The following is a 20,452-nucleotide window of genomic DNA, read 5'->3' as shown; positions in this document are numbered from 1 at the left end:
CAGACGATGCCCGAGAAGACATACATCTGCCGCGTCGACGAGATCGAAACCGGGTCTCCTTTCATCGCCAAGATCCGCAGCCTTTCGGTCGGGGTTTTCCGCATCGGAGATTCATTCCACGCGCTGCTGAATGTTTGTCCGCACCGCGGCGCTCCGCTTTGCGAGGGGCCGCAATGCGGAACAACTGCACCGGTCGAAGGGGCGCAATTCATCTATCACCGCCAAAACGAGATCGTGCGCTGCGCCTGGCATGGCTGGGAATTCGACATCAAATCAGGTGCGGCTTTGGTCGATACGTCCGTTCGCGCGCGCACATTTCCAGTCACCGTCGAGGCGGGCAGCATCTATGTGACGGCCTGATTGAGGTACGGATTTGAGCAGTAGAAAGGGTCACCGCGGCTAACGGGCAGATTTCTTCACAGGGTGCGTGACGAACAATAACGCGGAAAATCCGCAATGGGAGAGTCAAATGTCAGAATCTGAATACAAGCTTGGTATCGCTCAAAGCCTGATTGGTCGCGGCAGGATTTCCCGTCGCGACTTCATTCATCTTGGGCTGGCCGCTGGGCTGACGGTCACCGCTGCGGATAAGCTCTTCGTCAGCACGGCCCGGGCCGAACCGCTGCAGGGCGGCTTCGCCAAGCTCGGCATGGCACATGGCGCGACGACGGATTCGATCGATCCGGCCGGCTACCCGGACACCTTCACACAGACAGCGTTCTCGGGCTCGATGTCCAACAGCCTCACCGAGGTCGACGCCAAAGGCAACGTCCAACCGGACCTTGCCGAGAGCTTTGAATCGTCCGATGGCGCCAAAACCTGGGTCTTCAAGCTGCGCAAGGGCGCAACTTTCCACAATGGCAAGAATGTGACGGCGGACGATGTCGTGACTTCGCTTCGCTATCATATGGGCGACGAAACCAAGTCGGCGGCGAAGCCGCTGCTTGAACCCGTCGCCAGCATCAAGGCGGATGGCCCGGAAACGGTTGTCTTCACGCTGAAAAGCGGCAACGCCGACTTCCCCTACATCATGAGTGACTACCATCTGGTCATCATGCCGGCCAAGGACGGCAAGGCGGATTGGGGATCGGGCGTTCGCACCGGCGCTTTCGTGCTTGAGAATTTCCAGCCCGGCGTTTCGGCCAAACTCAAGCGCAATCCGAACTACTTCAAGAACGGCAAACCCTATCTCGACGAGGTGGAGTTCATCGCCATCACCGATCTCGCCGCTCGCATGGCCGCGCTGTCGACAGGGGAGGTGGACTATATTGGCCGCGCCGACCTCAAGACCCTCGGCATGTTGAAACGCAACCCCAAGGTGGAGATCGTCGAGGTCACCGGCTATGGCCACTATACCCTGCCGATGAACGTCACGATGGCGCCGTTCGATAATCCGGACGTCCGAATGGCCTTGAAATGGGCGATCAACCGTCAGGAGATCGTCGACAAGATTTTTCTCGGCCACGCCACTGTGGCCAATGACAACCCGATCGCGCCGGCGATTAAATTCGCCACGAATCCCCAGCCGCAGCACAGTTTCGATCCGGAAAAAGCCAAGCATTATCTGAAAAAGGCCGGAATGGAAAAACTGAAGGTGGATCTCTCGGTCGCCGATGCCGCTTTTGCAGGCGCTGTGGACGCGGCTGCGCTCATCCGCGAAACGGCAGCCCAGTGCGGCATCGACGTAAACGTCGTGCGTGAGGCCGAGGACGCCTATTGGGATAATGTCTGGCTCAAGAAACCTTGGTGCGCTTCCTATTGGAGCGGTCGCGCGACGGCCGACTGGATGTTCACACAAGCCTTCGCCGCAGACTCCAGCTGGAACGAGTCTTTCTGGAAAAATCCTCGCTTCAACGAGTTGCTTGTCCAGGCGCGCGCCGAGACGGACGAGGCCAAGCGGTCGGCAATGTATGCCGAGATGCAGCAACTGACCCATGATGATGGCGGCAGCATCGTGCTGGTCTTCAACAATTTCGTCAGCGCCAAATCCAGCAAGCTCGCACATGGCGAGGTGGCGCCGAACTGGGAGAACGATGGACTGAAGATGGCCGAACGCTGGTGGATCGCCACTGCGTGAGAGTGCGGGCCGGGCCCGCGATCGCTACTAGGCTCCGGCTTGCAACCGCGTGCCCTGACTGGTGTGGCAGGGCGGCGGCAGCAACGAGAAACGCGTACCCATGAACCCCGTCGCAAGAACGGTTCTGCAGCGCCTTGGCCTCGGCCTGGTCACGCTGTTCATCGTGTCCATCATTATCTTTTCTGCGATTGCAATGCTTCCGGGCGACTTCGCCAAGGCGATGCTCGGGCAATCCGCCACACCCGAAACGGTCGCCGCCTTCCAGCGAGAAATTGGTGTCGACCGTCCGCCTGTCGAGCGCTACTTCGTCTGGGTCGGGCAGATGCTCCACGGTGATTTCGGCTCTTCGTTCGCGAGCCGCACCGGGTACCGGCGAACCGTGGCTGAGATTATCGCGCCACGCCTCTACAATACGATGTTCCTTGCATCGATGACCGCGCTGATAGCAGTTCCGCTGGCCCTGGGACTGGGCATCCTCGCTGCGCTCTACCGCAATGGCTGGTTCGACCGGCTGGTGAACGCAGTGACGCTGACAACCATTTCATTCCCGGAGTTTTTCGTCGCCTATATGCTTGCCTACCTGGTCATCTCGCGCGACACGTTCATCGGATCCGAGTTCGCACAATCGCTGCCGCACTGGCTCGCAGTGTCACTGAACTGGATGCTCAACGTATTTCCCAAGTTCCCGACATTGTCGAATGTGAACGACCAGACGCCATTCTGGGAGCATGTCTGGAGAGTAGCCTTGCCGGCAATCACACTTACGCTCGTCATCGTCGCCCACATGATGCGAATGACACGAGCGGCGATCATCAACATGCTGGCAAGCCCCTATATCGACATGGCGCGTCTGAAGGGAATGTCGCCCATGGCCATTGTACTCAGGCATGCGTTGCCCAACGCCTGGGCTCCGATCGTCACGGTGGTGGCGTTCAATCTCGCTTATCTGGTTGTCGGAGTGGTCGTGGTCGAAGTGGTGTTCGTCTATCCCGGCATTGGTCAGCTGATGGTTGATGCGGTCAAATCCAGGGATGTTCCGGTTGTCCAGGCCTGCGCCCTGATTTTCGCGGCGACCTACATCCTGCTCAATCTGACCGCCGACATCATTTCGATCGCCACCAATCCAAGGCTCTTGCATCCACGATGACCAGCTACGAACCCATCGCTCAGGTTCACAGGCTGAGGCGCTCGCGCGCCACCCGGGCCAAGACGGCGCTGAAGAAGGCACCATTCAGCGCATGGTTCGGCATCCTCGTGATCCTCGGCTATGTCTTTGTAGCGGTGTTCGCGCACTGGATAGCCCCATACGGCGAAACGCAGGTCTTCAGCGAAGCCTTCGCTCCGTGGAGCCAGCAGTTCAAACTGGGAACCGACCAACTCGGCCGCGATATGCTCACACGCTTGATCTACGGAGCGCGCAACACCATCGGCATCGCGATCGCCACCACATTGCTGTCCTTCGCCGTCGGCGTCTCGCTCGGCCTTCTTGCCGCATTGTACAGGGGATGGCTCGACCAGATACTGTCGCGTGCGGTGGACGTGTTGATGTCGATCCCAAGCCTGATCTTCGCCCTGGTGCTGCTCTCGATCTTCGGGTCGTCGATCACCAGCCTGATAATCATCATTGCGCTGCTCGATTCCACCCGCGTCTTTCGGCTCGCACGCGCCGTCGGACTTAACGTGGCAGTGATGGAATATGTCGAGGTGGCGCGATTGCGCGGCGAAGGCCCGAAATGGATCATCGCCAAGGAAATCCTTCCCAATGTCATGCCGCCGCTGGTCGCGGAGTTCGGCTTGCGATTTTGCTTCGTATTCCTCACGATCGCGGCACTGTCCTTCCTGGGCGTCGGTATTCAGCCGCCGACCGCCGATTGGGGGTCGATGGTGCGCGAGAATGCGACCCTGATCACCTACGGCGATGTCACGCCGCTGCTGCCGGCCGGCGCGATTGCCCTCCTTACAGTCTCCGTGAATTTCGTCGTGGACTGGTTCCTGCATGCAACCAGCGGGTTGCGCGATGAAAAGTAGCGGTCCGGGGTCGCGCGAAAAAGGCAAGGATCTGCTGCAGATCCGCAATCTGCATGTCGAGGGTTTCTCGGACGAGCGGTGGCATCCCATTGTCCGCGGGGTCGATCTGGCGCTGAAGCGGGGGGAGGTTCTTGGCCTGATCGGCGAGTCTGGCGCGGGCAAATCCACCATTGGCCTTGCGGCGATGGGTTACGCCAAGCCGGGCTGCCGTATCACACAGGGCTCGCTCCTGTTCGACGGGATCGATCTTCTGGCACTCAGCGAGACAGGGCGGCGCCGCCTCAGAGGCTCCCGTGTCGCCTATGTCGCGCAAAGCGCAGCAGCCTCTTTCAATCCGGCCCACCGACTCCTCGACCAGACTGTTGAAACTGTAGTGGCGCATGGGATTGCCAGCCGAGAGAAAGCGAACCGGAGTGCGGTCGATCTTTATCGGCGTCTTCAGCTTCCAGATCCGGAGAGCATCGGCTTCCGCTATCCTCATCAGGTTTCCGGCGGACAATTGCAACGGGCAATGACCGCGATGGCGATGGCTTGTCGTCCGGACCTCATCGTCTTCGACGAGCCAACGACAGCGCTCGATGTGACGACGCAGGTCGAAGTTCTCGCCTCCATTCGCAACATCGTGGAGGAATTCAACACGGCTGCAATCTATGTGACGCATGATCTGGCGGTGGTGGCGCAAATGGCGGACCGCATCATGGTTTTGCGTCATGGACTTACCGTGGAGGAGGCTGGAACACGCCAGATGCTCGCCTCGCCCAGCCAGGAATATACCAAAACGCTCTGGGCCGTGCGCAAGCTCGCCAAGCCCGAAGTTCCGGCCGATGAATATCTGCTTACGATAGACAACGTCACCGCGGCCTACGCGCGGACGGTCAAGGTGCTCCAGGATGTCTCCATCAAAGTTCCACGTGGACGAACAGTGGCTGTGGTCGGCGAGTCCGGTTCCGGGAAATCGACGCTCGCTCGCGTCGTTACCGGCCTGTTGCCGCCGCTTTCGGGGTCGATTTCCTTTGCCGGCCAGGCCCTTTCCAAGACCCTTAACACGCGCCCAAAAGAGATTCTGCGCCGCATACAGATGATTTATCAAATGCCCGACAACGCCCTAAACCCGCGCCAGACAGTCGAAGAGGTCATAGCTCGGCCGCTTGACTTCTACCTTGGCCTCAAGGGTGCGCAGCGGGATCGGCGGATCGGCGAACTCATGCACATGGTCGAGATGAGCGAAACTTACCTGGACCGTCTGCCGGCCGAACTGTCGGGGGGCCAAAAGCAGCGCGTTTGCATCGCCCGAGCGTTGGCCGCCGATCCGGAACTGATCATCTGCGACGAAATCACGTCTGCGCTCGACCAGATTGTGCAGGAGGAAATCCTGAAGCTCTTAATGCGGCTCCAGCGCGAGCTCGGCATGAGCTACATTTTCATCACCCATGACATTGCCACCGTGCGGGCGATCGCCGACGAGATTGTGGTCATGCACCACGGGAAAGTCGTTGAGCAGGGGTTAAAGAGCGAAATTCTCACGCCGCCGCATGCCCCCTATACTGAACGGCTTTTATCCTCCGTGCCGGAAATGGATCCGGATTGGCTGACAAGGCTGCTGGCCAGCCGGAAGATCTGATGGAGCGCAGCAGGTGTTTTCGATAAGACGAGAACTGGGTACACTTGTCGCCTGATCTTTGTCTCCCGCTAAGCAATAGTCCTTACTCGTTGCACGCTTCGCATGAAGCGACGCTAATCCGAGCCCTGGAGCCCGCCAATTCTCCGCGCGTGGCGCTTTAAATATGCTGACGACAAGAAGGTCTGCTACCTTCCGTGTTCAGCTCCGGATGGATCGCAGCTTCGGTCAACAAAGAGAAGTGACTCGAACGTCCGCGGGCGGCGGCGCGGTGACCCTTCATCTTGCCGTCGGTCAGCCGTAGTGAAGTTTCGGTTTGGGCTCGGTGCCGGTGAATTTAATGCCGATACGGTCGTTGCGGCGCCAGCAAACCTCCGATCGATAGGCAAGTCCATCAACCGAGACGTAGAGCAAGAAGCGGTCGGGAACCCGGGCTTCGGGGGTGACCTTCAGCTCGGCACCCCCCTCGTGTTGATTGCGCAAGGTGCAGCTGATTTCGGAATTCTGGATCCCGGTGATGATCGTGCCGCCCTTTAGCACACGGTGGCGGCGCTCGCGCCGATGCTCGCCGGAATTTTCATAAGGTGGGTTCGCAGTGTTTGCCATCGATACAGTGTCAAATCAGCTGAATTCATTCCCTTGGGTATAAAATACCTAAGACAGGCGCACGGCAATGGGTGCCTCATGTTGCGTGTTACATGACATCACAGCGCATGCTCAGTGAATCTATCGGGGCGCGCAGAAACACGTAGCGAGTTAGCAAGCCCGCGGCGGCGAAGAGACGTCCGCACGTCGTGATGTGGACTTCTCCGGGCGCGGGCCCTCTGAATGGCCGAATATCTGCTGCCGAAGATCTGGAAGGCGCCGCCGATCGCGTCACTTTCTTCTCCGTAAGACCAACGAACGCTTGTACATGAGATAATCGAAACCACGCGCCCCGCTGCCAGCGACCAAGAGGCCCGTTCGCGTTCGCCCGCCTCAGGTGCAGCGATGGACAGGATCTCTGAGTTGCCGCCCGCCCAGGAGGGTGCAAGTGGAGGGACTTCTTATTCCTTCATTCATGTATTTGCGCCTACAAATCTCAATGGAATGGGCCGCACATATCTTCGGCTGGTTCGGCCACAGTCTACGACGAGGCCTCGGGAATAACGGCAACGTAGCCGTTGTTTTTGCCCTGTCCTTGCCAATCATTGTTGGCGGTGCGGGCCTCGGTGTCGAAACGTCCTATTGGTATTTTAGCAGCCTGAAATTACAGGCGGTGGCGGATCAAGACCGGGGTACCCTCAGCGCTGATCTATGCCATCCAGGCGATCCTCCTTTTGTTCTACCTAGCCGGCTGGGCGGCGTGCAATTTCCGCCTGCGGAGGGTTGGCCGTGCTTGACGCTCTCTTCCAAGTGTCAATCCTGATCAGTGTGGCGGCGGCCACCATCCGCATCGCCACCCCGCTCCTGCTCGCCGCAATTGGCGAACTCATCGCCGAGCGCAGCGGCGTTTACAATATGGGTCTCGAAGGCATGATGCTTATGGGCGCTTTCACCGGCTATCTCGCCGCATATGAAAGCGGCTCGCTGTGGCTGGGCGTCCTTGCAGCCGGGTTCACCGGCGCGCTGATGGCGCTCGTGTTCGCCGTGCTGGTGATCACGTTGAAAGTGGAGCAGATCGTCACCGGGCTTGCCGTCAACCTGCTCGGCGCCGGGCTTTCCACCTATTGGCTGCGTTCCGCTTTCGCTGGCCACGGCGAGACGCCGACCATCCCATTCTTCGCCGACGTGCCGATACCGGGCCTGAGCGATGTCCCGGTGCTCGGCCCTATCCTCTTCGACCAGCGCGTGCTGACCTACATCGCCTTCCTGACGGTGCCGGCGGTGTGGCTATTCCTGTTCCGGACGCGCTATGGGCTGATCGTGCGTTGCGCTGGCGACAATCCTAAAGCCCTCGATGTAAAGGGGGTGAAGGTGGCCCCGGTCCAGTATGCTGCCGTGGTCTTCGGCGGCGTGATGGCAGGCCTCGCCGGCGCGTTCCTGTCTGTCGGTCAGGCGGCGCGTTTCGTGCCGGAGATGACCAACGGACGCGGCTGGCTTGCGATCATCATCGTCATCGCCGGCCTGTGGCGGCCCTACCCGATTTTGGTAGCGGCACTGGTGTTTTCTTTCCTCGACGCCCTGCAATTGCAAATCCAAGGCATCGGCATCGCCATTCCTTACCAATATATGTTGATGATGCCCTATGTTGCGGCGATCGTTGCGCTGATGATCCGTCGCTCGCGGGCCAGCGCCCCGGCCATGCTCGGCGTGCCGTACGCACGGGAATAGGGCAGCGCTGTCCGAAGTCGCTGCTCGCTTTCAGTATTCCCGACCAGCACGGCTGTCGACATCGAGCGCGTCCAAGCTTGTCTGGAGGCGATGAAAGCGAAGCTTGCCGGCTTGATATTTGCGGGGAATAGGGTTTGTTGCGGAATAACGAATTATTTGCCTGATTGGCAATAAACAGCTCATCCATTTCAATGCGCGCCATTAGACGCGCCATTAGACAAGAGGAAAACTCGAATTACCGCCGACATCGTTTCCGCCGATGTTTCGAACAATCCTCTGCCGGTCGGCGAGTTGTCGAAGCTGATCGGGGACACCCATGCCGCTTTGCAAGGGGTCGGCAAGCCCGTGGCTCCGGCCACAGTCAAACTGGAGCCCGCGGTGTCGATTAAGAAATCGGTGACACCGGATTTCATCATCTGCCTGGAAGACGGGAAGAAGTTCAAATCCTTGAAGCGTCATATTGGGAACGCATTACAATCTGAGCCCTGATCAATACCGCCAGAAATGGAACCTGCCCTCGGATTATCCGATGGTGGCGCCGAACTACGCGGCTACCCGCTCGGCCCTGGCGAAATCGATAGGTCTGGGGCGCAAGGCAGCAGTGCCAGCAATAGCTGCGGCAGAAAAACCAAAACGAGCTGTTCGCACGGCGGCAGCGACAACCGCAATCAAGTCGCCGGTGAGGAAGGCGCGCAAGGCACCCGTTAAAGCTTAGAGTGCTGCACCCGACATTGATCCACGGGCGCTGTTTGCCCGCCGTTGCTTTGAACGCTGCCTCCGCAGCAGCGTTGTTGGCGGATATTGTAGCTTGCTGGAGAATATGTATTACGGCAGAACGCCACCTGCCGGCTTTTTTTAAGGCCGGTCACGCTAAACTAGCCTAACGAGCGAAACGCCCGCATACTTCATCCTGCTTCCCCCGCGGACGTACCTGCCGGCTCTTCGATGGAAGATTTCGATCGTAGAAGGAGGCCGTTTCAGGCTCGTCCGGGCCAGCACCTGCCCAAGGCCGCGGCATGAAGCCAGCTGTCAGCCTGGTATGTTCGACGGCAATTTTTCAGCTTGCTGCCGCCGATCGTTTGAAGATGATGGTTACCTTCGTCCCTTTGCTGGCGCTAGAGTCTACCGCGAACTGCGCCTTGGCGTTCTCGGTCAGCGAGCGCGCGATCAGCGCTCCGAGCTTGCCTGGCTTGGGCCACGTCTCGCCTTCCGGCAGGCCGATTCCGTCGTCCGCCACTATAACCCGGCAGCCGTCGCCATTGACGATGCTGTGCAGCGTTATCGTGCCGCCGTCGCGTTCCCGGAACGCATGCTTTAGTGAATTGGTCAGCAATTCGTTCACGACCAGTCCCGCCGGCATGGCGACGTTTATTGACACGGGATATGTATCCACCTTCATATCCAGGCGGATCCCCTCGACTGCATGCGAACTCATCACCGCGGACGCGATCTGGCTGAGATAGACGCCAAGATCGACCTCCTCCTTCGGCTCGTCGGCCGTTAGCGTCTGGTAGAGGATCGCGAGAGCGTCGACGCGACCGGCGAGCCGCTCAAACCGTCTCCGGTCGGCCTCGGGCGCGTTGCGGCTTTCCAGCCGGATCAGTGCGGTGATCATCTGCAGGTTGTTCTTTACCCGGTGCTGCAGTTCGCGTAGCAGCGTGTCTTTCTCGCTGACACGCTCCTCCACCGAGCGCTCATCTCCCGCCTCGCCATGGGCCGATACGTCGACCAGCGCCACCAGCCGGAAGCATATCTTGCCGTTGTCGTCCTCGATCACGTTGGAATAAACATCGACGATCGTCGGCTTATCATCGTTGCGTTCCAGCCTGTAGGTGCCGACTAAATCGGTTTCCTCGACCACGGCCTCGGCAAGCGGCCGGTCCTTCTGCTCGTGGAGGCCTTTGCCCAAAAGGGCTGCCCAGTTTTCTCGTGTGAGCCTGGCGGCCATCAGGCCTGAGAGCTTCTCGAATTCGGGATTGGCGTAGACCACACGCTCCTCAGCGGCAAGGTCCGAAACGGCTATGGCGATCGGCACCTGGTCAAGGAATTTTTTGAACTGTTCGCTTTCCAGTGCGGTTGCAAGTTCAGGTGTATCGAGCAACTGCTCGACCGCCGCGGCCTTCTCTGAATCAGATGTCATTTGCGCGCCTGTTCCGTGCGTACAATATCAACAATGCAGCGCCCCCGCCATCGCCAAGGCTGCATTTCGCACCGCGTCATGCACCTGACAACAGGCCTTGCGTCGTGTGCAACGGCCATACGTCTAATATTGCGACCGGCCGAAGAGAGTGCCAAGCGCCGGGGTGCCACGCCTTGTGCCCTGAAGGAGTGAGGCGCCCCCGGGCAAGTGGCTCCGCTGCGTATTAAGCTTTTGGTAACTCTCCAAACTCGAAAGCTAAATGGTACTGGCTCCTTTTGCTCTCAATAGGTGTTAGGCCCGATATCGAGGCGAGAAAGAGGAGAAAGGACCAGAATGGCCAACGTACTGAACGGCAAAGGTGTTCCACTCCCCTATAGCGGATCCTCCGTAAAGTGGTATTCGGCGACGAATTCCGGCCCGACACTTTATGGCAGCATCTACAACGACTCAATGTACGCCGACGGTAGCGTCACCGTTACGATGTACGGCGGCAAGGGCGATGACATCTATTATCTGTATTCCTCCAAGAACAAGGCGGTCGAGCTGCCCAACGAGGGTGTCGACACCATCTCGACCTGGATGAGTTACAAGCTCCCAGCGAATTTCGAGAACCTGACGGTCACCGGCGACAAACACTATGCTTTCGGAAACGAGCTAAACAACATCATTACCGGCGGCTCCGGCCAACAGACGCTCGACGGTTTGCAGGGCGATGACGTTCTCAAGGGCGGATCCGGTGCGGACATTTTCGTCGTGACCCCCGGCAACGGCAGTGACCTGATCCTCGACTTTGGCGCCGATGATACCGCGCGCGTCGGAAGCTTCGGCTTCACCTCCTTCGAGGATGTGCACGCCAACATGGTCCAGTCGGGGGCGAACGTCAGACTTAACCTGTCCGATGACGAGTTTCTCGTTTTCGCCAATAAGACCATCGACCAGTTCAACCTAGGCCAGTTCGATCTGGCCCTAGATAGGTCGCATCTGGAACTCACCTTCTCGGACGAGTTCAACACGCTCGACCTGTGGAATGGCTCGAGCGGCACCTGGGACTCGAACTTCTGGTGGGGCGCCGCGAACGGCAGCTCGCTCACGAGCAACAAGGAGCTTCAATGGTATATCGATACCAACTATGCCCCGACGCGTTCCGTCAACCCGTTCAGCGTTGAGGACGGTGTTCTCACCATTACCGCCGCCCGGGCTCCCGCGGCAATTCAGCCCTACATAAACGATTACAAATACACGTCAGGTTTGCTGACGACCTATGAGTCCTTCGCACAAACCTACGGCTATTTCGAAATTCGGGCTGACATGCCCGAAAAGCAAGGTGTATGGCCGGCCTTCTGGCTTCTCCCGGCTGACGGCTCCTGGCCACCGGAACTGGACGTCGTAGAAATGCTCGGTCAGGATCCAAACAAGCTCATTCTGACAAGCCACTCCAACGAGACGGGAACTCATACGACAGTGTCCTCGACGGCCTATGCCGCCGATACCGAAGGGTTCCACACTTACGGAGTGCTGTGGACAGAAGACGAACTCGTCTGGTATTTCGACGACGTTGAAGTTGCTCGTGCCGCAACGCCTTCCGATATGCACGACCCTATATATATGCTGGTCGATCTGGCGGTTGGTGGCCTGGCGGGAGCGCCCGCCGACGGGCTTGCGACACCTGCGGAAATGCAGATCGACTACATCCACGCGTACGCGCTGAACGATTGGCATATCTAGGCGCAACACCTGACGGTGGCTGCGGTATGGAGACACCGAGCCTGATTGCGGGCACGATCCTTGCGCCGGGGACCGAACTGGAACCGATGTGAAGGCGATGTCGCATTCCCATTCGTCCGAGCCGCCACGAACAACCCTCGCTGCGGTTTTGGCTTCTTTCCGCCGCGTGTTCGCTGGAATTGCCCTGATGAGCGGCGTCGTCAATGTTCTGGCGCTGACCGGCTCGTTCTTCATGTTGCAGGTCTATGATCGGGTCGTACCCGGCCGCAGTGTGCCGACGCTTGTTGGGCTTGCCGTATTTGCCGGCATGCTGTTCATTTTCCAAGGCGTTCTTGAGCTTATCCGGTCGCGGTTGCTTGTGCGCATCGGGATGGCTTTGGATGCGCGATTGAGCGGGCAAGTCTATACCGCTCTTATGCGTTTGCCCTTGCGCACCAAGCTCCCAGGCGACGGCCTTCAGTCGTTGCGGGATCTTGACCAGGTGCGTTCGTTTCTGTCGAGCACTGGTCCGACGGCGCTCTTCGACCTGCCCTGGATGCCGCTGTATCTGGCAATATGCTTCCTGTTCCATCTCTGGATCGGCATGACGGCGCTGGCAGGCGCCATCATTCTCTCTAGCCTGACTGTGCTTGCCGAAGTTCGCACCAGGGAGCCTGCGAAGAGGGCAAACAGCCAGGCGGCAGCGCGCAATACGCTTGCGGAGGCGACGCGTCGCAATGCAGAGGCTCTGCAGGCGATGGGCTTTGGCGCGCGCATGGCCGAGCGCTGGTCAAGCGTCAACGCCGACTTTCTCAACACGAACGCAAGAGCCAGCGACCTGGCTGGGACGCTCGGCACGATCTCGAAGATCCTGCGCATGATGCTGCAGTCGGGTATACTGGCGATCGGCGCCTATCTGGTCATTCATCAAGAAGCGACAGCCGGTATTATGATCGCCAGTTCGATTATGATGAGCCGGGCGCTCGCACCGGTCGAACTGGCTATCGCCCACTGGAAGGGTTTCGTCAGTGCTCGCCAGGCATGGACCCGGCTGAGCCAGCTTTTGGCCCTGCTTCCCGAAATTGCCGCGAGTGTCTCGCTGTCGGCACCTGTATCTGCTCTTGCGGTAGAAAGCATCTGTGTCACGCCACCCGGCGAGCGTCGTGTGGTTGTGCAGGATGTCGGGTTCGCGCTAGAAAGGGGTGCCGGCCTTGGCATTGTCGGACCGAGTGCGTCCGGAAAATCATCGCTTGTCCGAGCAATAGCCGGGATATGGCTTCCAGCCCGCGGGACCGTCAGGCTGGACGGAGCAACGCTCGACCAGTGGTCGCCGCAAGAGCTGGGCAACCATGTCGGCTATCTGCCGCAGGATGTGCAACTGTTCGATGGCACCATTGCCGAGAACATCGCACGCTTCGAACCTCAAGCCTCTTCGGACAAGATACTGGCGGCTGCGCACGCGGCCGGCGTTCATGACCTTGTCGTCCATCTGCCGGAAGGCTACGAAACGCGGATCGGCGAGGCCGGGTCGGCGCTTTCGGCGGGCCAGCGACAGCGGGTCGCGCTCGCACGGGCCCTTTATGGCGATCCGTTCCTGGTTATCTTGGACGAGCCCAATTCCAACCTCGATTCCGAAGGGGAGGCCGCGCTGGCGGCGGCAATTGAGGGCGTGCGGGCGCGAGGCGGCATTGCTGTCGTGGTCGCCCATCGGCCGAGCGCGCTCGCAAGCCTGGATCAGGTACTCGTCATGGCTAACGGCCGTGTCCAGGCGTTTGGCCCCAAGAATGAGGTCTTGAGCAAGGTAACCCGTTCGGGCGGCGTTCCCCTGAAGGTCGTCTCCGGCCCTGAGGAGGCGACACACTGATGACGCAACACGCGGCATCGGCGATCGACCGGACCATTCGACGCTATCTGTTCGGCGGTCTCGCGGTCTGCATGCTCCTGGTTGGCGGGGCCGGAAGCCTGGCCGCGGTCACGGAGCTTTCTGGAGCCGTCATTGCTTCGGGAAGGCTGGTCGTCGATTCCAGCGTTAAAAAGGTGCAGCATCCAACGGGTGGCGTGGTCGGTCAGATCCTCGTGCGAGAAGGCGACGCCGTGAAGGCGGGCCAGGTTTTGATCCGTCTCGATGAAACCGTGACCCGGGCCGATTTAGCCATCGTCACGAAGGGCCTGGACGAATTCGAGGCCCGTCTGGCCCGCCTCGAAGCCGAGCGCGATGGCACTGACACCATCGCCTTCCCATCTTCGCTGACGTCGCGGCAGGACGATCCTGAGATCCGGCGTGCGATGGCCGGCGAGCAGTCCCTGTTCGAATTTCGTCGCCAGGCACGCGCTGGCCAGAAGGCTCAGTTGAGAGAGCGCATTGCTCAGCTCGCCGAAGAAGTCGCCGGCTTGACCGAGCAAAGGGATGCTAAAAGCCAGGAAATCAAATTGATCGGGCTTGAGCTCGACGGAATGCGCAAGCTCTGGGAACGCAAGCTGGTTTCAATCGATCGCATAACGACGCTTGAGCGTGATGCAGTCCGGCTTGAAGGCGAGCATGGGAAGCTGACTGCGTCCATGGCGCAATCGAAGGGTCATACATCCGAAATCCGCTTGCAGATCATTCAGATCGACCAGGATTTGCGCAGCGAGGTGGCAACGGAGCTTCGTGACGTCCAGGCAAAGCTCTCGGAGTTGGTCGAGCAAAAGGTCTCGGCCGAGGATCAGCTCAAGCGTATCGATATACGCAGCCCACAGACTGGCGTCGTCCATCAGCTCGGCGTTCACACGGTCGGTGGTGTCATATCTGCGGGAGAGCTCATCATGCAGATTGTCCCTGTGACAGACGAGCTGACCGTCGAAGCACGTGTGGCTCCGCAGGACATCGATCAGCTGATGCCAAGACAGAGCGCAGCCTTGCGACTTTCGGCCTTCAACCAGCGGACAACGCCAGAGCTAAATGGTGTAGTCAGTGAAATCTCCCCCGATCTCAGCATCGATGAGCGAAGCGGCACCAGCTTCTATACTGTGCGTGTCAGCCTGCCACGTGCAGAGCTTACGAGGCTGAAGGGCCTGACCTTGTCGCCCGGTATGCCTGTCGAGGTGTTCTTCTCGACGGGCAGCCGCACAATGCTGTCTTACCTCGTAAAACCTTTGGACGATCAAATCCGTCGGGCATTCAGGGAGGACTGAGTTCGCGTGCTTGACTCGGCCTTCACCCATACTCGGCCTCGGTGAAATAGTTGGCGCATTCCTTTGATCTGAGAGCATCGTGGATTTCGCCAATGGCGCTGCAGACGGCGTCGGTGGTGGATCTGGCGGCCTTTCTCAGCAGGTGCTTGAGCCTGGCAAGGAGCATCTCGATCGGATTCAGGTCTGGCGAGTATTTCCGGCAGGAAGAAGAGCTTGGCGCCGGCTTTGCCGAGGGCGTGCCGGACGGCCTTGCCCCTCATGTCCTCGTGTGAAGAATTGTCGTTGAGGACGAGTCGCCCGGCTTGAGGGTGGGCAAGAGCACCTTCTCGACATACAGCCGGAAACCATTGATCGGCCCGTCGAAGAGCATAGGGCGGCGACCCGGTCCACTGCGCCCGCCGACGCGCCACGTCGGGCCGATCTTGCGCGCGCCCGCCGGATGATGACGAACGCTATCCACATCTTCTCGCCGGCAGCGCTCCGAATTGAGCTGGGTGGCTTACCATAGCTGCAGTCATAAGAAACGCGACGGCCTCTCCGGTCGTTGATTTGCTTTTCGATCGAGCCGCCGTCATGCCCTCCACCTCGATAGGCAAAACAGAATACGATCCCGACAGTAAAATCCTCTCGGTGTGATTCGTAGTCAGCGGCAAACTGCACGAGTTTGAGGCCGTACCGCCGAAAACCTTTGCCGAATTCAAAGCCGCTTTCGCCAAGGGGCGCTACTTTAACGACCATATCCGAAACCATCCGGTACCGTCTGGTGGCGAGCGATAGCACCCAGGATGACCCGACCTGCCGGTGACCGAATTTGTCCTTGTCGCTCCAACCGTCGGTTGGTGGACGCATTGTCGGTGATACGCCTAAGGTTCCTAACGGTCCGTGCGCACCGGGCAAGCCCAACCCGCATCCCCCCGCCTGGTGCAAAGGCGCTCGATTGGTCCCGCCGTCCTGGCTGTGCGGCGGGACTTTTTGTGATCGACCTTGGAACACCGCCTCGCGGTGAAGGTCCAACTTCCCCTCACACGATTGCTGCCAGGTCGGTTCCCGAAGCCGGCGTCCCCTGAGGGATACGGGCTTTTATTTTCAGCCTGCTTTGTCGCAGTGGCGCTAAGTACGACCAGCTCCTGGTACCTCGTCCAAGAGATTTGGACCGTTGCCCGCGGGCATCTGGCCGTCGGGCGTAAGCTTGTCTACCGCGTCGGGCAGTTCCCTCGTGAGCCGGTCGAGAAGTTCTTCATTAGACAATCCGGTTTGCTCAGCCAAATCGCTCAACGTTTGCGGGTCAATTGCTTTCTCAACCTGGTCGCGCTGAACGGGCCGGTTGGATCCTTTTCCTACCCAAGAATCTACCTGATCGCCCGCACCCGCATTTCTGAGACGGTCCAGGATGTCGCCGAGGCCGCCAGGGGAGCCAGCGCTAGTGTTGGGATCTGTCGATTTTTTACCAGCGATCAACTCGCCAATCTTGTCTCTATTCTTGTAGGCAAGCAGGCCCAGCAACGCTATGGCGACCTTTCCTATATCAAGGCTCATTTCGCATCTCCTTCTATGAGGAAGGGAGAAGGCATGCGGCTTTGAAAGGTTCCACGGTTGAGCTGCTGGGCCGATATTCGGTTCGGTTTTAACCGGGCGATTGCGGCTTCTCGGCTCGCTTCTGGCTAGACTTCAGCATCCGTGCCTCCGCAGAGTCAGATCGCAGCTCGCGTCCTCGCTCCGGAGGCGCGGGCTTTCCACATTCCGCCACGGATTGTGGGCGACACCCTTATCAAAATCTTGCATTAGAAACTTGGAACATAAGTGAAGCAGAAAACACTGTTGGCGCCATGGACAAGAACGATGGCGACACAATCGTCCTGGTTGGCTTCCGAGCCGCCTGCCCGGGGATCCGGTGATCCGAGCAGATAGGCGACAAGGATTTCGAGAGAGACCGACGGCAAAATGGGCTGGACGATAATGGTCACGAAGCCAGGTGAGATCGTAAGCGATGTTCCGACGGCACCTTTCGGGGATCGGCGTGAAGGACGATGTTCGGAGCCTTTGAGGGCTTCGACATATGACGATTTCAGAGCTTACGCTTAAGTCGAACGATTTGGAGCCGGTGCGCCGGTTCGAGGTGTTCACGGGCTCCGGCCGGCGACGCGAGTGGCCTCCAGAGGAGAAGGCGCGGATCGTTGCGGAGAGCTACAAGGCTGGTGAAACGGTTTCTGCTGTAGCTCGCCGATATGCACTTTCCCCGCAGCAACTGTTTGCCTTGGCGCCGAGCTACGCGTCAGCCCTCGTCGGAGGCGACGGCATTAGAATCCCTGTTCGTTCCTGCGGTGGTCGCAGCGTCCTTGCCGGAACCGGTGGCGCAGCGCCCAGCACGACCACGGAAGCAGAAGACGGTCCGCGACGCCGGCGTGATCGAGCTTGAGATCGACGGTGTCGCCATGCGCGTCGGCCGGGGCGCCGATACCAAGACGGTGGCTGCGGTAATCCGCGCACTTAAGGCAACGACGTGATCGGGCCGACGGGTGCGGTCAAGGTCATGGTGGCGACGAAGCCAGTCGACTTCCGCAAGGGCGCGGAGGGGCTGGCGGCGCTGGTGCGAGAGACGATGGGCGCCGATCCGTTCAGCGGGGCCGTCTACGTCTTCCGGGCGAAGCGGACGGACCGGATCAAGCTGATCTTCTGGGACGGCACCGGCGTCTGCCTCTATGCCAAGCGTCTGGAGGACGGCGAGTTCCGCTGGCCGAAAGTGCATGACGGCATGATGCGGCTGACGGCCGCGCAACTATCGGCGCTATTGGAGGGGCTGGACTGGCGGCGAGTCCACGAGGCGCGCCGGACCCGCGTTCCGGTTCAGGCGGGCTGACCCGCGACGAAGTGAATCAGTCTGGATTCCGCTGTCGCGGGCTGTCGGCGAATATGGTCTGATCCGCTCATGGCGATGACGGCTGACCAGCTTCCCGACGCGCTGAAGGCGATGGTCCTGGCGCGCGATGTCGAGAACGCCCGTCTCATCCAGATCATCAAGGAATTGCAGCGTCATCGCTTCGGCCGAAGAGCCGAGACGCTCCCCCAGGATCAGTTGCTGCTGGGGCTCGAAGAGGCCGAACAGATCGAGGCCGCCGGTGATGAAGAGCAGGCACAGACTGCTCCTGGCGAACGTCAGGCGCGTGTCGCCAAGCGCCGGGCGAACCGCGGCGCGTGGCCACTCCATCTGCCGCGCACGGAGATGGTCGTCGACATCGAGGACCATGCCTGCCCGTGCTGCCGCAATGGCCTGCATCGGATCGGCGAAGATGTGAGCGAGCGGCTCGACATCGTTCCGGCGCAGCTGCGTGTGATCGTCGTGCGCCGGCCCAAATATGCCTGCCGCGCCTGCGAGGACGTGGTGGTTCAGGCGTCGGCGCCGGCCCGGCTGATCGAGGGTGGTCTTCCGACCGAGGCAACGGTCGCCCAGGTGCTGGTCTCAAAATATGCCGATCATCTGCCGCTCTATCGTCAGGCGCAGATCTATGCTCGGCAAGGCATCAATCTCGATCGCTCCACGCTCGCCGACTGGGTCGGCCGCGCCGCCTGGCACCTGCGTCCGGTGCATGAGCGGCTGCTTGGCAAGCTGAAGACTTCACCGAAGCTCTTTGCTGACGAAACCACGGCGCCGGTGCTCGATCCCGGCCGCGGCAAGACGAAGACTGGGCAGCTCTGGGCCTATGCGCGTGACGATCGGCCATGGCAGGGAGCCGACCCACCGGGCGTCGCCTATGTCTACGCACCCGACCGAAAGGCCGAGCGTCCGATCGCTCATCTCGCAGGCTTCACTGGAATCCTGCAGGTCGACGGCTATGGCGGCTATCGTGCGCTGGCCGACAAGAGCGGCGTCACGCTCGCATTCTGCTGGGCGCATGTCCGTCGGCGCTTCTATGAACTGGCAGCAGCCGGGCCCGCGCCGATCGCCAGCGAAGCGCTGAGACGGATCGCCGACCTCTACAGAATAGAGGACGATATCCGCGGCCGATCGGCCGATGAACGCCATGCGATGCGTCAGGAAAATAGCCGCGCTATTGTCGCCGATCTTGAACCCTGGCTGCGTGAAAAGCTCGGCCTGATCAGCCAGAAGACCAAGCTCGCCGAGGCGATCCGCTACACGCTCTCGCGCTGGCAAGGCCTGACACGCTTCCTTGACGACGGCCGCATCGAGATCGACAGCAACACCGTCGAACGCTCAATCCGCCCGATCGCGCTCAACCGCAAGAACGCGCTCTTCGCTGGCTCGGACGGCGGCGCCGAACACTGGGCAGTCATTGCGTCGCTGATCGAGACCTGCAAACTCAATGGCGTCGAGCCACTCGGCTACCTCGCCGACGTACTCACCAGGATCGTCAACAGCCATCCGAACAGCCAGATCGACGACCTGCTGCCTTGGGCCTACATCCGCGCGCCCGAGCTAAAGGCCGTGGCCTGAGAACAGCGCTTACGTGAGATCACAATCTTGGCGAGGAACAGGAGGACGCCGCCCTCGACAGCCAACCATCCGTGGTTCCGTTGCTCCTGGTCTATGTGCTCTCGATGTTGGGACTGATCGGTACGCGCTCGCTCCTTCGTAATTTCTACGACGCCCGCTCACTTCCGGCTCGCGCGGCTCTTCAGTATTCACGCCTCGCGCAATGATGCATGGTCGGTGCCGATCATCGATCTGCTCGCGCGCCTGCGCCTGCGTAATGCCGGTTTCATCGGCTAAGGCTTGGGCCTGCCCTCCTTCAGTCGCTCGCGGGCGGACATGTCTTTTCCCATGTTGAAAGCCTGCCAAGTTTATGTTCGGCCCCTTGGAACTCAATGATTGGCAAAGCGACTTGTTCGTTGAGCCGCCCGCGCCGCACAAAGTCTAACTCGGCTCATCGGGCTGGCAGTTGTTCAACAAACGTGCACTGCTGCTGAATATGAAAAAGCCGCTGGTCCTTGTCGCTGAGGATGAGCATGTTCGCGCCCGATCTGGAAGTGAAACTTCGCGAGGCCGGTTTTACGGTCGCTCTGGCACCATCCTATCAGGAGGCTCAAAGGTGGTTGGCAGAGGAACGTCCGGGGTGGTGGGCCGCGGCGTCCGACTAGAACGAGCCTTATGTTCCAATCAACGGAACCGTGACGGTTGTCGCATAATTAATCGGATACCGGTCGAAATACGGGAACTCGATCACGAACGCATATTTGGCGGTCAGATGTGCCATGCGAAAGCCGCCGCTGGGGGCGTCGATTGCTATTGTTACGTCGACGTCTTTCAATCCCAAATCCAGTAATTTTTCCGTGGCAATGGCTTGGATCTGGGCCTGAGTCAGCGAGTTCTTCATTTGCAGCGCACGTGACGACGTTTCCAGCGTGTACCGAACACTCGACATAGCATTCAGAGCCCAGCCGA

Annotated in this window: 19 protein-coding genes and 2 pseudogenes; 16 read left to right on the top strand and 5 right to left on the bottom strand. The window is 59.8% G+C overall.

Annotation, left to right across the window (positions count from 1 at the left end; all coding sequences use genetic code 11):
* Positions 1 to 6: 6 nt before the first annotated feature.
* The 5 genes from NKI67_RS31540 to NKI67_RS31520 all read left to right on the top strand — a co-directional run bounded on the left by NKI67_RS31540 (position 7) and on the right by NKI67_RS31520 (position 5,726).
* Positions 7 to 360, top strand: a complete 354-nt coding sequence (locus NKI67_RS31540) for a Rieske (2Fe-2S) protein (protein WP_352648721.1) — start codon at positions 7 to 9, stop codon at positions 358 to 360.
* A 109-nt stretch (positions 361 to 469) separates the two neighbouring features.
* Positions 470 to 2,077, top strand: a complete 1,608-nt coding sequence (locus tag NKI67_RS31535; RefSeq protein WP_352648719.1) for an ABC transporter substrate-binding protein — start codon at positions 470 to 472, stop codon at positions 2,075 to 2,077.
* Positions 2,078 to 2,177: 100 nt separating this feature from the next.
* Positions 2,178 to 3,224, top strand: a complete 1,047-nt coding sequence (locus NKI67_RS31530) for an ABC transporter permease (protein WP_352648717.1) — start codon at positions 2,178 to 2,180, stop codon at positions 3,222 to 3,224.
* A complete protein-coding gene (locus NKI67_RS31525; RefSeq protein ID WP_352648715.1) occupies positions 3,221 to 4,105 on the top strand; it encodes an ABC transporter permease in 885 nt (294 codons plus the stop codon). The genes NKI67_RS31530 and NKI67_RS31525 overlap by 4 nt, the downstream gene beginning before the upstream one ends.
* The gene (locus tag NKI67_RS31520) at positions 4,074 to 5,726 is read left to right on the top strand and encodes an ABC transporter ATP-binding protein (protein ID WP_352648713.1); all 1,653 of its coding nucleotides are present in this window, start codon (positions 4,074 to 4,076) and stop codon (positions 5,724 to 5,726) included. The genes NKI67_RS31525 and NKI67_RS31520 overlap by 32 nt, the downstream gene beginning before the upstream one ends.
* A 291-nt stretch (positions 5,727 to 6,017) precedes the next feature.
* Here NKI67_RS31520 and NKI67_RS31515 read toward each other — a convergent pair whose 3' ends face one another.
* Complete coding sequence (locus NKI67_RS31515) at positions 6,018 to 6,329, bottom strand: PilZ domain-containing protein (RefSeq protein WP_352648711.1); 312 nt, start codon at positions 6,327 to 6,329, stop codon at positions 6,018 to 6,020.
* 454 nt (positions 6,330 to 6,783) lie between these two features.
* Here NKI67_RS31515 and NKI67_RS31510 point away from each other — a divergent pair, with 454 nt between their 5' ends.
* The 3 genes and pseudogenes from NKI67_RS31510 (at position 6,784) to NKI67_RS31500 (ending at position 8,751) form a co-directional block, all read left to right on the top strand.
* Positions 6,784 to 7,131: a pilus assembly protein TadG-related protein gene (locus NKI67_RS31510; RefSeq protein ID WP_352648749.1), complete on the top strand. Its 348-nt coding sequence runs from the start codon at positions 6,784 to 6,786 to the stop codon at positions 7,129 to 7,131.
* The gene (locus NKI67_RS31505; protein WP_352648709.1) at positions 7,098 to 8,036 is read left to right on the top strand and encodes an ABC transporter permease; all 939 of its coding nucleotides are present in this window, start codon (positions 7,098 to 7,100) and stop codon (positions 8,034 to 8,036) included. Before NKI67_RS31510 ends, NKI67_RS31505 begins: the two co-directional genes overlap by 34 nt.
* Positions 8,037 to 8,270: 234 nt before the next feature.
* Positions 8,271 to 8,751 (top strand): annotated as a pseudogene (locus NKI67_RS31500) (Ros/MucR family transcriptional regulator).
* Between the two features lie 342 nt (positions 8,752 to 9,093).
* On the opposite strand, the gene NKI67_RS31495 reads toward NKI67_RS31500, so the two are convergent.
* Positions 9,094 to 10,176 carry a sensor histidine kinase gene (locus tag NKI67_RS31495; RefSeq protein ID WP_352648707.1) on the bottom strand — a complete coding sequence of 361 codons (1,083 nt, stop codon included), beginning with the start codon at positions 10,174 to 10,176 and terminating at the stop codon, positions 9,094 to 9,096.
* A 333-nt stretch (positions 10,177 to 10,509) separates the two neighbouring features.
* Between NKI67_RS31495 and eglC the strand changes: the two genes are divergently transcribed.
* The 3 genes from eglC to NKI67_RS31480 all read left to right on the top strand — a co-directional run bounded on the left by eglC (position 10,510) and on the right by NKI67_RS31480 (position 15,054).
* Positions 10,510 to 11,901, top strand: a complete 1,392-nt coding sequence (gene eglC / locus NKI67_RS31490) for an endo-1,3-1,4-beta-glycanase EglC (protein WP_352648705.1) — start codon at positions 10,510 to 10,512, stop codon at positions 11,899 to 11,901.
* A gap of 97 nt (positions 11,902 to 11,998) precedes the next feature.
* Positions 11,999 to 13,744: a type I secretion system permease/ATPase gene (locus tag NKI67_RS31485; protein ID WP_352648703.1), complete on the top strand. Its 1,746-nt coding sequence runs from the start codon at positions 11,999 to 12,001 to the stop codon at positions 13,742 to 13,744.
* On the top strand, positions 13,744 to 15,054 hold the full coding sequence (locus NKI67_RS31480; RefSeq protein WP_352648701.1) for an HlyD family type I secretion periplasmic adaptor subunit: 1,311 nt from the start codon (positions 13,744 to 13,746) through the stop codon (positions 15,052 to 15,054). The genes NKI67_RS31485 and NKI67_RS31480 overlap by 1 nt, the downstream gene beginning before the upstream one ends.
* 22 nt (positions 15,055 to 15,076) lie before the next feature.
* Here NKI67_RS31480 and NKI67_RS31475 read toward each other — a convergent pair.
* Positions 15,077 to 15,427: pseudogene (locus NKI67_RS31475) on the bottom strand (transposase); the annotation flags it as partial.
* 281 nt (positions 15,428 to 15,708) lie between these two features.
* Between NKI67_RS31475 and NKI67_RS31470 the strand changes: the two are divergent.
* Complete coding sequence (locus tag NKI67_RS31470) at positions 15,709 to 15,831, top strand: KTSC domain-containing protein (RefSeq protein ID WP_352648747.1); 123 nt, start codon at positions 15,709 to 15,711, stop codon at positions 15,829 to 15,831.
* 333 nt (positions 15,832 to 16,164) lie between these two features.
* Here NKI67_RS31470 and NKI67_RS31465 read toward each other — a convergent pair whose 3' ends face one another.
* Positions 16,165 to 16,590: a YidB family protein gene (locus tag NKI67_RS31465; RefSeq protein WP_352648699.1), complete on the bottom strand. Its 426-nt coding sequence runs from the start codon at positions 16,588 to 16,590 to the stop codon at positions 16,165 to 16,167.
* A gap of 520 nt (positions 16,591 to 17,110) precedes the next feature.
* Between NKI67_RS31465 and NKI67_RS31460 the strand changes: the two genes are divergently transcribed.
* The 4 genes from NKI67_RS31460 to tnpC all read left to right on the top strand — a co-directional run bounded on the left by NKI67_RS31460 (position 17,111) and on the right by tnpC (position 19,504).
* Positions 17,111 to 17,470, top strand: a complete 360-nt coding sequence (locus NKI67_RS31460; protein WP_352648697.1) for a transposase — start codon at positions 17,111 to 17,113, stop codon at positions 17,468 to 17,470.
* Positions 17,403 to 17,558 (top strand): hypothetical protein, encoded by a 156-nt coding sequence (locus NKI67_RS31455; protein ID WP_352648751.1) that lies wholly within the window; start codon positions 17,403 to 17,405, stop codon positions 17,556 to 17,558. Before NKI67_RS31460 ends, NKI67_RS31455 begins: the two co-directional genes overlap by 68 nt.
* On the top strand, positions 17,555 to 17,911 hold the full coding sequence (gene tnpB / locus NKI67_RS31450) for an IS66 family insertion sequence element accessory protein TnpB (RefSeq protein WP_023800865.1): 357 nt from the start codon (positions 17,555 to 17,557) through the stop codon (positions 17,909 to 17,911). The genes NKI67_RS31455 and tnpB overlap by 4 nt, the downstream gene beginning before the upstream one ends.
* A gap of 69 nt (positions 17,912 to 17,980) precedes the next feature.
* Complete coding sequence (tnpC, locus tag NKI67_RS31445; RefSeq protein WP_352648694.1) at positions 17,981 to 19,504, top strand: IS66 family transposase; 1,524 nt, start codon at positions 17,981 to 17,983, stop codon at positions 19,502 to 19,504.
* Between the two features lie 652 nt (positions 19,505 to 20,156).
* Here the strand turns inward: tnpC and NKI67_RS31440 are convergent.
* Positions 20,157 to 20,452, bottom strand: a 296-nt coding sequence (locus NKI67_RS31440; RefSeq protein ID WP_352648692.1) for a pilus assembly protein, incomplete at its 5' end; no start/stop codon positions are given.

This window comes from Mesorhizobium sp. M0408 (assembly GCF_040321495.1).
Taxonomy (GTDB): domain Bacteria; phylum Pseudomonadota; class Alphaproteobacteria; order Rhizobiales; family Rhizobiaceae; genus Mesorhizobium.
The sequence above is the reverse complement of the archived record's forward strand: the minus strand, read 5'-3'. Positions and strand labels throughout refer to the sequence as shown.